The sequence below is a fragment of the Mycolicibacterium pyrenivorans genome, from assembly GCF_025821625.1.
In the GTDB taxonomy this organism is placed as follows: Bacteria; Actinomycetota; Actinomycetes; order Mycobacteriales; family Mycobacteriaceae; genus Mycobacterium; species Mycobacterium pyrenivorans.
In genome coordinates this window covers 62,857-75,887 of the sequence record NZ_JACKSH010000101.1, presented here as the reverse complement: position 1 = coordinate 75,887, position 13,031 = coordinate 62,857, and the positions used below count along the sequence as shown (strand labels likewise).

The window sequence follows — 13,031 nt, the reverse complement described above, 5'->3', positions numbered from 1 at the left end:
GGTGCGCGGGTATCCGCGCGGAGGGCATGAGGTACGGACATGACGATCACCGACCCGGGCGATCCCCAGGACTTCGAGCATCCCGCCCCCAAGCCGAAGCCTGGTCCGGCGCGGCCGGGGCCGGGCACCGTTCGGCCGGGGCCGGGCGCTGTTCGGCCAGGACCCGCAGGCCCCGCCAAGCCTGCCGCCGTCAGCGTGGTCCCCCCCAGCGACCCCCACCGCTTCGGCCGTGTCGACCCCGACGGCACGGTGTGGCTGATCACCGCGTCCGGTGAGCGCACCATCGGGAAGTGGCAGGCCGGCGACACCGAGGCGGCATACGAGCACTTCGGGCGGCGCTTCGACGATCTGCACACCGAGGTGATGCTCCTGGAGCAGCGGTTGGCGTCCGGCGCCGGCGATGCCCGCAAGATCCGTTCCGCTGCGTCGACGCTCGCCGAGACGGTGCCGACGGCCCACGTCCTGGGTGATGTCGACTCCCTGGCGGCGCGCCTGCAGGCGGTCATCGAGCACGCCGACAGTGCCACCGCCGAGGAGAAGGCCAAGCGCGAGGAGGCCCGCGCCGCGCAGACCGCCCGCAAGGAGGCGCTCGCCGTCGAGGCGGAGGAGTTGGCGGCCGATTCCACGCAGTGGAAGGCGGCAGGCGACCGGCTGCGGGCCATCCTGGACGAGTGGAAGACGATCACCGGCCTGGACCGCAAGACCGACGACGCCCTGTGGAAGCGCTACTCGGCGGCACGGGAGACGTTCAACCGGCGCCGCGGCTCGCACTTCGCCGAACTCGACCGGGAACGCGTCGGCGCCAAGCAGGCCAAGGAGTCGCTGTGCGTGCGCGCGGAGGAACTGTGCGACTCCACCGACTGGGGGACCACGTCGGCGACCTTCCGTGATCTGCTCACCGAATGGAAGGCGGCCGGGCGCGCCGCCAAGGACGTCGACGACGCGCTGTGGCACCGGTTCAAGGCGGCGCAGGACAGGTTCTTCTCCGCGCGCAACGCGGCCACCGCGGAACGCGACGCCGAGTTCCGTGCCAACGCCGCGGCCAAGGAGGCACTGCTCGCCGAGGCCGAGAAGCTCGACACCGCCGACCCGGACGCAGCCCGCGCGGCGCTGCGTTCCATCGGCGACAGGTGGGACGCCATCGGCAAGGTCCCCCGCGAACGCAGCGCGGATCTGGAGCGACGGCTGCGCGCGGTCGAGAAGAAGATCCGCGACACCCCGACCGGCGGGGTCGATCCCGAGGCGCAGGCGCGCGCCGATCAGTTCCGGGTCCGCGCCGAGCAGTTCGAACGGCAGGCGGAGAAGGCTGCGGCCGCGGGCCGCACCAAGGACGCCGAGCAGGCCCGGGCCAGCGCCGAGCAGTGGCGACAGTGGGCCGACGCGGCCGCCGACGCGCTGAGCCGGAAGCGCTGACCAGGTCAGGTTTTCGCGGGCCCGTCGTCCTCGTCGCCGTAGCCGTCGAGCAGTCCTTTGTGCTGGCGTTCGGCCGCCAGGCGGCGGCGATGTTCTTCGGTGGCCATCTGCAGTGCGGAGCGGGTCAGCACCACCCTTGCCCAGTTGTAGGCGAGCAGGATGACGGCCAGCCAGGCCAGGACCAGGCCGATGGCCGGGCCGGGGTGCGGTTCGGGAGCAGTCTGGCGTGACCACACCGCCAGCAGTCCCAGGAACGACGACACCGTCGAACCCGCCAGCGCGATCCACGCCAGCGCCCACCTGCGGGTCACCAGCGCCAGCATCGAGAATACGACACCGAAGACGAGCGCCAGCCAGGTGAACACGCGCGACGGCAACGCGATGCCGTTCTCGATCGCCGCGTCGGAACCCACGAGCACGTCGAGGCCTCTGGCCCCGCCGGTGTGCGGCAGCACGAGCGTCACCAGCAGGACGAACACGAAGACCGAGATCGCCAACGCCCGCGCGCCGGGCTCGATCTCGCGCGCGACGCGCCGCTCGGCGTCTTCGAGGTCACCCTTGAAGTCGTCGAACTCGTGCTCGCCGCCGGGTTGCGAGCTCACGGTGCACACCCCACGGTCGCGGGTCCCGCTTCGGGAACGCCGACGCCCGGCATGCCGAGCCCGACGCCGGTGCGGGGCTTCTCCCCCGCGGCGTGGGCGTCCCCGGCGCGGGTGCGACGGTGACCGATGAGGCCGGCGTCGGCGATGAGGTGGTGCGGAGCGGCGCCGGTGACGGTGGTGACGACGACGTCGCCGGGCCGGATCTGACCGGCCTCGCCTGGGGCGAAGTGCACCAACCTGCCGTCACGGGCCCGTCCCGACATGCGCGCGGTGCTGGCGTCCTTGCGGCCCTCACCGGTGGCGACCAGCAGTTCGACCGTGCGCCCGATCTGAGCGGTGTTCTCCTCGAGGGAGATTCGCTCCTGAAGATCGATCAGTCGCTGATACCGCTCGGACACAACGGCTTTGGGCACCTGACCATCCAGATCGGCAGCCGGTGTGCCGGGCCGCTTGGAGTATTGGAAGGTGAACGCGCTGGAGAAGCGCGCGGCCGCGACGACGTCGAGGGTCGCCTGGAAGTCCTCCTCGGTTTCTCCCGGGAACCCGACGATCAGGTCGGTGGTGATCGCCGCGTGCGGAATCGCGGCGCGGACGCGGTCGATGATGCCCAGGTAGCGCTCGGCGCGGTAGGACCGTCGCATCGTGCGCAGGATGCGGTCGGAACCCGACTGCAGCGGCATGTGCAGGGTCGGACACACATTGGGTGTTTCGGCCATCGCCTCGATGACGTCGTCGGTGAACTCCGCGGGATGCGGTGAGGTGAACCGCACCCGTTCCAGGCCGTCGATGTGACCGCACGCCCGCAGCAACTTGGCGAATGCGCCCCGGTCGCGGGGCTGCGCCTGGTCAGCAAACGAGACACCGTAGGCGTTGACGTTCTGTCCCAGCAGCGTGATCTCGAGGACACCCTGGTCGACCAGGGTCTGGACCTCGGCGAGCACGTCACCGGGCCGGCGATCCACCTCCTTGCCCCGCAGTGCGGGGACGATGCAGAACGTGCAGGTGTTGTTGCAGCCAACCGAGATGGAAACCCAAGCAGCGTAAGATGATTCGCGACTGGCCGGGAGGGCCGAGGGGAATTCCTGCAGCGCTTCGGCGATTTCGACCTGCGCGACCCGGTTGTGCCGTGCCCGGTCGAGCAGCGCGGGCAGCGAGCCGATGTTGTGGGTGCCGAACACCACGTCGACCCACGGCGCCTTGCGCAGCACCGCGTCCCGGTCCTTCTGCGCCAGGCAGCCACCGACGGCGATCTGCATGTTCGGCTCGGACTGCTTGCGCGGCGCCAGGTGGCTGAGGTTGCCGTACAGCTTGTTGTCGGCGTTCTCCCGCACCGCGCAGGTGTTGAACACCACGACGTCGGCGTCGCTGCCGTCGGCGGCGCGCCGGTAGCCGGCGGCCTCCAGCAGCCCGGCGAGGCGCTCGGAGTCGTGCACGTTCATCTGGCAGCCGTAGGTCCGGACCTGGTAGGTGCGCGCGGCGTCGTCGGCGCGACGAACGGCGGTCGCCCCGTACGCCTGCTGCGTCACCATCGAAGTCACGGCGACCATCCTACGTAGCGGGCCCGTCACTGGTGAAACGGCACTGAACGCATGCCTGCCCGCGGTGATCTGGGCGGATTGCCGAGTTCCGGGCGAGTTGAGCGTTCCCTGGGTAAGGTCTCCTCCCATGGAGAGCGCCTCGGCAGTGCCGATGATCTCGATGAAGTCGGTCGACAAGCACTTCGGCGAGCTCCACGTGCTCAAGGACATCAACCTCGAAGTCGCCAAGGGGCAGGTCGTCGTCGTGCTGGGACCGTCGGGCTCAGGCAAGTCGACGTTGTGCCGCACCATCAACCGCTTGGAGACGATAGATTCGGGCACCATCGCGATCGACGGCCAGGTGCTGCCGGAGGAGGGCCGCAAGCTCGCCCAGTTGCGGTCCGACGTCGGCATGGTGTTCCAGTCCTTCAATCTGTTCGCGCACAAGACAATTGTCGAGAATGTGGCGCTGGCACCGATGAAGGTCCGCAAGGCGTCGAAGACGGAGGCGCGGGAGAAGGCGATGAGCCTGCTCGAGCGGGTCGGTGTGGCCAACCAGGCCGACAAGTACCCGGCCCAGCTGTCCGGCGGCCAGCAGCAGCGAGTCGCGATCGCCCGCTCACTGGCGATGAACCCCAAGGTGATGCTGTTCGACGAACCGACCAGCGCACTGGACCCCGAGATGATCAACGAAGTCCTCTCGGTGATGGTCGCGCTGGCCACCGACGGGATGACGATGGTGGTGGTCACCCACGAGATGGGGTTCGCGCGACGGGCCGCCAACCGCGTGGTGTTCATGTCCGACGGCGCCATCCTCGAGGACGCAGAACCCGTGCAGTTCTTCGACAATCCCCAGACCGACCGCGCCAAGGACTTTCTGGGCAAGATTCTCCATCACTGACCACCACATCAACACCACCCGCTCCGGCGAAAGGAAACACCCACAAATGTCTCCGAGGTTTGCGATACCCATGTCCAAGCGCGTCATCGGTGCACTCGCCCTGGCCGTCGCTCTTCCCCTCGCCGCGACCGCGTGCGGCGGCGGAGGCGGCGGCGGCGACTCGATCGTCATCGGCACCAAGTTCGACCAGCCGGGCCTCGGGATGAAGAACCCCGACGGCACGATGAGCGGCTTCGATGTCGACGTGGCCACGTATGTCGCCGGCGAACTCGGCTACGCGCCCGACAAGATCGAGTGGAAGGAAGCCCCGTCGGCGCAGCGCGAGAACCTCATTCAGAACGGCCAGGTCAGCTTCATCGCGGCGACGTACTCGATCACCGACTCCCGTAAGGAGAAGGTCGACTTCGCCGGCCCGTACCTGATCACCGGGCAGAGCCTGCTGGTGCGCTCGGACAGCAACGACATCACCGGCGCATCGTCACTGGAGAACAACAAGATCCTGTGCTCGGTGTCGGGGTCCACACCGGCACAGAAGATCAAGGACGAATATCCCGGCGTGCAGCTGCAGCAGTACGACACCTACTCGGCGTGCATCGAGGCGCTCAAGAACGGCGCGGTGGACGCCGTCACCACCGACGAGGTCATCCTCGCGGGCTACGCCGCACAGTCTCCGGGCGCGTTCAAGATCGTCGGTGAGCCGTTCTCCGAGGAGCGCTACGGCATCGGCCTGAAAAAGGACGACACCGAGATGCGCACCAAGATCAATGACGCACTCAAGAAGATGGAAGACAGCGGGGCCTGGAAAGAGGCGTTCGACAAGAACCTCGGGCCCGCCGGTATCACCGCGCCGACCCCGCCGCCGCTCGACAACTGAGGACGGGCCGGGTAACCAGAGGGTTCATCAGTGGAGGTTTTCACCGAGTATCGCGAGGAGATCTTCGCCGCGTTCTGGACGACCATCCAGCTGACGGTGTTCTCGGCGATCGGTGCACTCGTCATCGGCACGGTGCTGGCCGCGATGCGGCTGGCACCGGTGCCGATGCTCAACTGGATCGGCACGAGCTATGTCAACGTCGTGCGCAACACCCCGCTGACCCTGATCATCCTGTTCTGCTCGTTCGGGCTGTCGCAGACGCTGGGCATCACGCTGGCCGATCGGCAGTCGGCGACGTTCATCTCAGACAGCGGTTTCCGGCTGGCAATGCTCGGTTTGACGGTCTACACCGCGGCGTTCGTGTGCGAGACGGTCCGGTCGGGAGTCAACACGGTGCCTCTCGGTCAGGCCGAGGCGGCCAGGTCCCTCGGCCTGACGTTCGGGCAGAACCTGACAATCGTGCTGCTGCCGCAGGCGTTTCGCGCGGTCATCATCCCGATGGGGTCGGTGTTGATCGCCCTGACGAAGAACACGACCATCGCCTCGGCGATCGGCGTGGCCGAGGCCGCGCTGTTGATGAAGGAGATGATCGAGAACACCGCGGCGGTGTTGGTCGTCGGCGGCATCTTCGCGGCCGGTTTCGTCGTCCTCACGCTGCCGCTGGGGCTGTTCTTCGGCTGGCTGGGCAAGCGCATGGCGGTGTCGCAGACATGATGAGCGCTTACGCGAAGAACGGACGATCATGAGCAGCGCCTCGGTCCTGTTCGACGCGCCCGGACGACGCGCGCGGGTGCGTAACCACATCATCAGCGCGGTCACCGCTGTCGTCGTCGCAGCGGTCGCGTGGGTCGTCTACACGCAGCTGGAGGCCAAGGGGCAGCTGACCGCGGCGAAGTGGGAGCCCTTCCTGACGTCGAATCTGTGGACCACCTACGTCTTGCCGGGCATCCAGGGCACGCTCACGGCGGCCGTGGTGTCGATCGCTTTGGCACTGGTCTTGGGCTTCCTCCTCGGTGTGGGCCGCATGTCGAGACACACCGGGATCCGCTGGGCGTCGTCGGTGTTCGTCGAGTTCTTCCGCGCGGTGCCGGTGCTGATCATGATGATCTTCGCCTACTTCCTGTACGCCTTCTATGGCGTGTTCCAGTCCCAATACCTGGCGTTGGCCGGTGTCATCACCGGTCTGACGCTCTACAACGGCGCCGTCATCGCCGAGATCGTGCGGGCCGGCGTGCGCGCGCTGCCCCGCGGACAGGGCGAGGCGGCAGCGGCGTTGGGGCTGACGTCGGGGCAGACGATGCGGGCGATCCTGCTCCCCCAGGCGGTCACGTCGATGCTGCCGGTGCTGATCTCCCAGCTGGTGGTCGTGCTCAAGGACACCGCGATCGGTTACCAGATCACGTTCGTCGAGATGGTGCGCCAGGGCACGGTCGTCGGTTCGTCTTACGGCAACTACATTCCGGCGTTGATCGTCATCGCGCTGCTGATGATCAGCGTCAACTTCGCGCTGTCGTGGTTCGCGACACGGCTCGAAATGCGCATGCGAAGAGCGCAGCGCGGCGGTGCCCCGATGGAGCCCGACGCGGTCGAGCAGGAGGGCGTGCCGGGGGCGAAGGTCGTATGACCGTCGCGGTGCGCACCCCGACCCTGACATGATCCAGTCCTGGCACGCATTCGAGATACTGCCCGAGTGGGCGCTGCGCGACATGGTCGACCTGATGGTGCGGCTCATCGAGGCCTGCGGCGCCGTCGTCATCATGATCGGTGCGATCGTCGCGATCGCGAAGTTCGCCGTCGCTCTGGCGCGCCGCAACATCAGCCAGTTCTCGGCGGTGCGACTGTCGCTGGCCCGATTCCTGGTGCTGGGCCTGGAGTTCCAGCTCGCCGCCGACGTGCTGCGGACGGCGATCTCACCGTCATTCGAGGAGATCGGCAAGCTGGCGGCGATCGCCACCATCCGCACGCTGCTGAACTACTCGCTGACCCGTGAGATCGCCCAGGAGCAGCGCGAGATCGAGCTGGAGAAGTCGCCGCCGCGCTCTCCCGCCGAACCGCCGCCGGCCCCATGAACCTGGTCGCCGTCGCCTCATGGGCCTTCGGTGTCGCCGGAATCCTGCTCGGCCTCGCCGCGCTCGCCGCGTTCCGCCATCCGTTGCTCGCACTGCGCGTGATGCTCGATATGTTCCTCGCCGCGGGCCTGCTCCGGCTCGGCGTCGACCAATCCTGGGCGACGATCGCAGGAACGGTGGCCGTGATCGCAGTGCGCCGGCTGATCACCCGAGACCTGAACATGGACTTCACCGGGTTCACCGCCGCGCTGGCTCGGGCGCCCCGAACCAGGTGGTGAGCGCGCCGGTCAGCCCGGTCACCGAGCCGTCGCCGACCCAGGCGACATGTCCGTCGGGCCGGATCAGCAATGCGGTGGGAGCAGCAACCTCGCCGATCACCGGAAGCTCCCACACCCCGGCACATCTCGCGTCGATCAGCTGCACCCGACTCTCCCGGCCGGTGATGTCGAGGGCACCAGGTCTGCCGAGGTTGAGCAGGACGGGCCGCGCCTCGTGCAGCAGCGTGTACAGACGCAGGCGCCGGTCACCGATCGTCAGGTCCAGATCGGGCATGCGACGACCGAGCAGCGGATGCCCCTCACCCACGTCGTAGCGAATATCCAGACCGGACATCATGGCACCGAATCGCTTGCGGGGCCCGTCCATGCCGAGGAGTTCGGAGACGGTGTCGCCCAACGCATTGGTGCGGTCGTCGGGACGCATCAGGAGCGCGAGCTGAGCCATCGTGTTGCGCAGCACGTGGGCAGCGACCGGGTGGCGCTCAGCATGGTAGGCGTCCAGCAGGCTCTCCGGCGAGGTCCCCTTGATCACCTGAGCAAGCTTCCAGCCGAGGTTCACCGCGTCCTGCACACCGGTGTTGAGGCCCTGCCCACCCACGGAGTGGTGGATGTGCGCGGCGTCGCCGGCCAGGAGCACCCGTCCCTTGCGGTAGGTCGCCGCCTGCCGGGCGGTATCGGTGAACCTCGTGATCCACCGGGGTGTGTGCACCCCGAAGTCGGTGCCGTAGGCCGCGGTGAGCCCGTCACGCAGGTCGGTCAGCGAGGGATCGTCGAGTGGACCGACGTGCTCCTCGGTCACCATCATGCGCACCGATCCGTCGTCGGACGATCTGCTCATCGAGTGCACGCCGAGGCTGTCCTGACGGATCCCCCACGTCGGTTCCACACCGGGCGCCGGGGCGATCTGCGCCTCGGCGAGCAGGTAGCTCATCGTCGGCTCCCACCCCGGGAAGCCGATGCCCGCGGCCTTGCGGACCAGGCTGCGTCCACCGTCGCAACCCACGAGATACCGGGCACGTAGCGCCGGTCCGTCGGACACGGCGACGTCGACGCCGTACCTGTCCTGCGCGATACCGGTGACTTCGGTTCCCCGGTAGACCCGCACCGCCAACTCGTCCACCCAGGTGGCCAGGATGCGCTCGATGTGGACCTGCCACAGCGCGAGCCCGTAGGGGTGCCTTGTCGGAAAGTCGCTGATGTCCAGGCGATTCCACGCGAAACCGGCCAGTTGCGCGGTCTCCCCCTCGGTCAGGAAGCGCTCGACGACGCCGCGCTGGTCGAGCACCTCCAGGGTCCGCGAGTGCAGCCCTCCCGCGCGGGCGCCGATCAGTTCCTGATCGGGTCGGCGTTCGACGATCGCGGCGTCGACACCCGCCAGCGCCAGTTCAGCGGCGAGCATCAACCCGGTCGGCCCACCGCCCGCGATGACCACGGAGTGGTCGTCTGCGGCGGTCTCGGGTCCACGGTCGTTCTGCGAAGTTGTCATCACGACAGGCGATTCTGCGACCACACCCGGGTCTTGCCGCAAGCCCCGGGTTACCCAATAATGTGAGAAGGGGACGAAGCGATCACCACCGCTAAACCCTGCGGCGCTCCCTCTCATTCGCCAGTTCCGTGGTCACGACATCGAGGGCCAAGCTCTGGCTGTAGCCGCGCCGCGCCAGCATCCCGACGAGCCGGCGGGTCACCTTGTTCTCGATGTCCCTGTCGTCGGGATCGCCGAGCTTCTCGCGGCGCAGCTTGTCCCGAACCAGTTTTTCGGCCATCGTCCGCTCGGCTCCCGCGTCGATGTCCGCCAGCGCGGCAGTGATCACCTCGTTGTCGACACCCTTGGTCCGCAGCTCGGCGGCCAAGGCGCGCTTGCCTTTTCCCGCATTGGCGCGCCGTGATCGCACCCACTGTTCGGCGAAGTCCTCGTCGTCGACCAGCCCGACCTGCGCCAATCGGTCCAGCACCTCGGCACTGATGTCGTCGGGGTAGCCGCGCTTGGCGAGCTGTCCCTCCAACTCGGCACGGGTCCGCGCCCGCGCAGTGAGCAGGCGCAGGCACAGCGCCCGCGCCTGCTCCGCGCGCTTGGCGGACTCGTCGGCCGACTCCTGGTGGCTAGAAGTCGACGGGAGCGGGAAGGACGTCATCGACCGAGTCGGCAGTCACCACGGCGCCGATACCGAGCTTCTCCTTGATCTTCTTCTCGATCTCGTTGGCCACATCGACGTTCTCGAGCAGGAAGTTGCGCGCATTCTCCTTGCCCTGGCCCAGCTGCTCACCTTCGTAGGTGAACCAGGAGCCCGACTTGCGGATGAAGCCGTGCTCAACACCCATGTCGATGAGCGAGCCTTCCTTGCTGATGCCCTTGCCATAGAGGATGTCGAACTCGGCCTGCTTGAACGGCGGCGACACCTTGTTCTTGACGACCTTGACCCGAGTGCGGTTACCGACCGCGTCGGTGCCGTCCTTGAGGGTCTCGATGCGCCGCACATCCAGGCGAACGGAGGAGTAGAACTTCAAGGCCTTTCCGCCCGTTGTGGTTTCGGGCGAGTTGTGCACCATGACGCCGTCGGCGAAGTAGTTGTGTGAGCCCTCCACCTCGATGTCGAAGCGGTCCATCTTTTGGTAATCCGTCTTCGATTCGATTTCCAGGACGCGCGCTGGCATCAATTGCATCGTCGGCTCCACGAACTGCGGTTCCACTGCAAACTGACCCTGAAAGCGCGGCAACAACTTATAGGCCATTACCGGATGAACGTACGGTGCAATCATCTGCTGGAACATTGCGGTGGCAGCAGTAGAGAACACCAGAACCGCCTTGCGGGCCTTACCTGCCCGCCGCAACCGCACATCGAGCCCATGCGTATCGTGCAGGTAATCGCGAAGTCGCTGTTGAGACCCCTCGGTCATCGCCTCCACACAGATCTCGATACGCCCACTGCCACCCTCGGTCCGCTGTTGAAACCCCTTGGACCGCACGGTAAAGCTGCCGTCGTCCATATACCAGACGGCCAACGCCAGCGGGGTCAGCGCCTTGAGGTAGTCCTCGGAGAGGAACTTCTTGCCGTCACCGAGGTACACCGCACTACGCAGTTCATGAAGTTCAGCAAGTGGGGTGAAGTCGGCGAAAACCGCACCTTTGCCATTGATAGTGCGGCAATGAGGGATGTTATTGAGCAGCGAGATCTTCCAATTGAGATACTCCGCCTGTCTGGCTCCGTGTCCCATTCGGAGCCGGGCACTCTCGGAATCCTGCCGGACAGCCGGAGAGAGGCAGCCGTCTCCCATCAACGACCCAAGGATGACTTCCCACTGTCGATCGCTGAGCAGTGCGGGCTGCGCCAACATCACCCGGTCACCAACCAAGATATCTTCGGCTTCGCGCCATCCACCAGGGGTTCTGATCAGATGGTTTCGTGTCATCGCCAGGCTGGCGTGACCACGCCCCGTTCCGCCGCCAGCTCTGTCGACCTTGAAGTGCAGGAATTCTTCGGTCTTCCCATTGTTGAACCAGTTGATCACCTTGCGCGGCACGATCTGCCCAGACTCGAAGTCGTAGGACAGGACTTCAACGTCCATCTTCTGATTCACGATTTTGCCGAGCTTCTCTGTTGAACCATCAGCCAGCGTGACGTTGGTATACCAAGATCCACACCCGAACATGACTCCGATCTTCTCGCGGAGCTGGTTGATGAAGATCGCCGTGGTGCCCGAGTTGCTCAGCGCGCCGGTGATCTTGCGGAGCGCCTGGCTCATCAGGCGGGCCTGCAGGCCGACGTGGCTGTCGCCCATCTCGCCCTCGATCTCCGCCCTCGGGACCAGGGCGGCGACGGAGTCGATGACCAGGATGTCCAGCGCGCCGGAGCGGATCAGCATGTCGGCGATCTCCAGCGCCTGCTCACCGGTGTCCGGCTGGGACACCAGAAGGGCATCGGTGTCCACGCCCAGCTTCTTGGCGTAATCGGGATCGAGGGCGTGCTCGGCGTCGATGAACGCGGCGATGCCGCCGGCGGCCTGCGCGTTGGCGACGGCGTGGAGTGCGACGGTGGTCTTACCCGAGGACTCCGGGCCGTAGATCTCGATGACACGCCCGCGGGGCAGTCCACCGATGCCCAGCGCGACGTCGAGGGCGATCGACCCCGTCGGGATGACCGATATCGGTGCGCGCACCTCGTCGCCGAGCCGCATCACCGAACCCTTGCCGTGACTCTTCTCGATCTGGGCGAGGGCCAGCTCGAGGGCCTTCTCGCGATCGGGCGCTTGCGCCATGGTGTACCTCTTCCGGTAGTCGTTGTTTGACCGGTTCTCGGTCGGTTGGCCGTGACGTTAGGGCAGGGCACCGACAAGTCACTGCGTCGAACGATCACCACAGTAGACGAACAGGTGTTCGATTCAAGTGGACACGCCGACGGACTACCTTTTGGGCATGACGACGCCACCGGAGGTCCGCATTCCCGCCGCAGGTGAAGCGCTCGCCGCCTACGTCTACCGCCCGCACGCCGGCGGCCGGGCCCGCCCGTGCGTCGTCATGGCTCACGGCTTCAGCGCCACCCGCGACGACGGGCTGCCTGCCTACGCCGAGGCGTTCCGCGACGCCGGCTACGTCGTGGTGCTCTTCGACTACCGGCATTTCGGCGCGTCCACCGGCATGCCCCGCCAGCTGCTCGACATCGGCAGGCAGCTGGACGACTACCGAGCGGTCGTCGCATGGGCCCGCCGCCTCGACGGCGTCGATCCCGACCGGATCGTGCTGTGGGGGTCGTCGTTCAGCGGCGGCCACGTGCTCGCGGTCGCCGCGGACGATCCGCGGATCGCGGCGGTGATAGCGCAGGCGCCGTTCACCGACTCCATCGCCGCGCTGCGCGAGGTGCCGCTGCGGACCGCGGCGGCGCTGACCCTGGCCGGGCTGCGGGATCAACTCGGCGCCTGGCGTGGACGTCCGCCTCGCCTGGTGCCCGCGGTGGGCGTGCCGGGCAGCTACGCGGCGCTCACCGCGCCGGACGCGAAGCCCGGATTCGAGGCCCTCGTCGGTCCGGGGTCGTTGTGGCGCAACGAGTTCGCGGCGAGGTTGATGCTGAGGTTCCCGTTCTACCGGCCCGGCAGGAAGGCCGGACGGCTTCGCATGCCGCTGCTGGTGTGCGTCTGCGACGGCGACACGACCACGCCACCTGGTCCGACGATCGAGGCGGCACACCGGGCGCCGCGGGGCGAGTTGCGCCACTACCCGTACGGGCACTTCGACATCTATCACGACCCGCAGGTCAAGGCCGACCAGATCGACTTCCTGCGCCGAGTCTTCGCGGCGGACGTCGCGGACCGCGCCTGACCGCGCGCACCGAACGTGGACGCCCGGCCGGACGCGGGCCTATCGTGGGTTCACCCAGGCAGA

At 67.2% G+C, this 13,031-nt stretch carries 13 protein-coding genes; 8 read left to right on the top strand and 5 right to left on the bottom strand.

Translation table 11 applies throughout. The annotated features are described in order from the left end of the window. The first annotated feature begins 39 nt into the window (after positions 1–39). On the top strand, positions 40–1,413 hold the full coding sequence (locus H7I57_RS13365; protein ID WP_264024018.1) for a DUF349 domain-containing protein: 1,374 nt from the start codon (positions 40–42) through the stop codon (positions 1,411–1,413). A gap of 5 nt (positions 1,414–1,418) precedes the next feature. Here the strand turns inward: H7I57_RS13365 and H7I57_RS13360 are convergent, their stop codons facing one another. Continuing rightward, entirely contained in the window at positions 1,419–2,015 is a 597-nt protein-coding gene (locus tag H7I57_RS13360) for an Rv2732c family membrane protein (RefSeq protein WP_372510218.1), read from the bottom strand. Continuing rightward, positions 2,012–3,544 (bottom strand): tRNA (N6-isopentenyl adenosine(37)-C2)-methylthiotransferase MiaB, encoded by a 1,533-nt coding sequence (gene miaB, locus H7I57_RS13355; RefSeq protein WP_275081238.1) that lies wholly within the window; start codon positions 3,542–3,544, stop codon positions 2,012–2,014. The genes H7I57_RS13360 and miaB overlap by 4 nt, the downstream gene beginning before the upstream one ends. A 160-nt stretch (positions 3,545–3,704) precedes the next feature. Here miaB and H7I57_RS13350 point away from each other — a divergent pair, with 160 nt between their 5' ends. From H7I57_RS13350 to H7I57_RS13325, 6 genes are all read left to right on the top strand, one after another. After that, positions 3,705–4,433, top strand: coding sequence for an amino acid ABC transporter ATP-binding protein (locus H7I57_RS13350; RefSeq protein ID WP_264024048.1), 729 nt, complete (start codon positions 3,705–3,707; stop codon positions 4,431–4,433). 70 nt (positions 4,434–4,503) lie between these two features. Then, positions 4,504–5,307 carry a glutamate ABC transporter substrate-binding protein gene (locus H7I57_RS13345; RefSeq protein ID WP_372510217.1) on the top strand — a complete coding sequence of 268 codons (804 nt, stop codon included), beginning with the start codon at positions 4,504–4,506 and terminating at the stop codon, positions 5,305–5,307. Between the two features lie 30 nt (positions 5,308–5,337). Beyond that, positions 5,338–6,021 carry an amino acid ABC transporter permease gene (locus H7I57_RS13340; RefSeq protein WP_264024014.1) on the top strand — a complete coding sequence of 228 codons (684 nt, stop codon included), beginning with the start codon at positions 5,338–5,340 and terminating at the stop codon, positions 6,019–6,021. A 28-nt stretch (positions 6,022–6,049) separates the two neighbouring features. Continuing rightward, a complete protein-coding gene (locus tag H7I57_RS13335; RefSeq protein ID WP_264024013.1) occupies positions 6,050–6,931 on the top strand; it encodes an amino acid ABC transporter permease in 882 nt (293 codons plus the stop codon). 28 nt (positions 6,932–6,959) lie between these two features. Next, positions 6,960–7,376 (top strand): DUF1622 domain-containing protein, encoded by a 417-nt coding sequence (locus tag H7I57_RS13330; protein ID WP_264024012.1) that lies wholly within the window; start codon positions 6,960–6,962, stop codon positions 7,374–7,376. After that, positions 7,373–7,654, top strand: coding sequence for a hypothetical protein (locus H7I57_RS13325; protein WP_264024011.1), 282 nt, complete (start codon positions 7,373–7,375; stop codon positions 7,652–7,654). Before H7I57_RS13330 ends, H7I57_RS13325 begins: the two co-directional genes overlap by 4 nt. Here H7I57_RS13325 and H7I57_RS13320 read toward each other — a convergent pair. The 3 genes from H7I57_RS13320 to recA all read right to left on the bottom strand — a co-directional run bounded on the left by H7I57_RS13320 (position 7,614) and on the right by recA (position 11,911). Continuing rightward, positions 7,614–9,140: an FAD-dependent monooxygenase gene (locus tag H7I57_RS13320; protein WP_264024010.1), complete on the bottom strand. Its 1,527-nt coding sequence runs from the start codon at positions 9,138–9,140 to the stop codon at positions 7,614–7,616. The genes H7I57_RS13325 and H7I57_RS13320 overlap by 41 nt on opposite strands. A 91-nt stretch (positions 9,141–9,231) precedes the next feature. Continuing rightward, complete coding sequence (gene recX / locus H7I57_RS13315) at positions 9,232–9,789, bottom strand: recombination regulator RecX (RefSeq protein ID WP_264024009.1); 558 nt, start codon at positions 9,787–9,789, stop codon at positions 9,232–9,234. Further along, the gene (recA, locus tag H7I57_RS13310) at positions 9,758–11,911 is read right to left on the bottom strand and encodes an intein-containing recombinase RecA (RefSeq protein WP_264024008.1); all 2,154 of its coding nucleotides are present in this window, start codon (positions 11,909–11,911) and stop codon (positions 9,758–9,760) included. Before recA ends, recX begins: the two co-directional genes overlap by 32 nt. A gap of 157 nt (positions 11,912–12,068) precedes the next feature. On the opposite strand from recA, the gene H7I57_RS13305 reads away from it, so the two are divergent. Next, positions 12,069–12,968 carry an alpha/beta hydrolase gene (locus H7I57_RS13305; protein ID WP_264024007.1) on the top strand — a complete coding sequence of 300 codons (900 nt, stop codon included), beginning with the start codon at positions 12,069–12,071 and terminating at the stop codon, positions 12,966–12,968. The last annotated feature ends 63 nt before the right edge of the window (positions 12,969–13,031 follow it).

What these genes read in the sequence shown, in the direction of transcription:
- H7I57_RS13305 (WP_264024007.1), top strand. Translation starts at nt 12,069, where the DNA reads ATGACGACGCCACCGGAGGTCCGCATTCCCGCCGCAGGTGAAGCGCTC.
- H7I57_RS13365 (WP_264024018.1), top strand. Translation starts at nt 40, where the DNA reads ATGACGATCACCGACCCGGGCGATCCCCAGGACTTCGAGCATCCCGCC.
- miaB (WP_275081238.1), bottom strand. Translation starts at nt 3,544, where the DNA reads ATGGTGACGCAGCAGGCGTACGGGGCGACCGCCGTTCGTCGCGCCGAC.
- recA (WP_264024008.1), bottom strand. Translation starts at nt 11,911, where the DNA reads ATGGCGCAAGCGCCCGATCGCGAGAAGGCCCTCGAGCTGGCCCTCGCC.
- H7I57_RS13320 (WP_264024010.1), bottom strand. Translation starts at nt 9,140, where the DNA reads ATGACAACTTCGCAGAACGACCGTGGACCCGAGACCGCCGCAGACGAC.
- H7I57_RS13345 (WP_372510217.1), top strand. Translation starts at nt 4,504, where the DNA reads ATGTCCAAGCGCGTCATCGGTGCACTCGCCCTGGCCGTCGCTCTTCCC.
- recX (WP_264024009.1), bottom strand. Translation starts at nt 9,789, where the DNA reads ATGACGTCCTTCCCGCTCCCGTCGACTTCTAGCCACCAGGAGTCGGCC.
- H7I57_RS13350 (WP_264024048.1), top strand. Translation starts at nt 3,705, where the DNA reads ATGATCTCGATGAAGTCGGTCGACAAGCACTTCGGCGAGCTCCACGTG.
- H7I57_RS13325 (WP_264024011.1), top strand. Translation starts at nt 7,373, where the DNA reads ATGAACCTGGTCGCCGTCGCCTCATGGGCCTTCGGTGTCGCCGGAATC.
- H7I57_RS13335 (WP_264024013.1), top strand. Translation starts at nt 6,050, where the DNA reads ATGAGCAGCGCCTCGGTCCTGTTCGACGCGCCCGGACGACGCGCGCGG.
- H7I57_RS13330 (WP_264024012.1), top strand. Translation starts at nt 6,960, where the DNA reads ATGATCCAGTCCTGGCACGCATTCGAGATACTGCCCGAGTGGGCGCTG.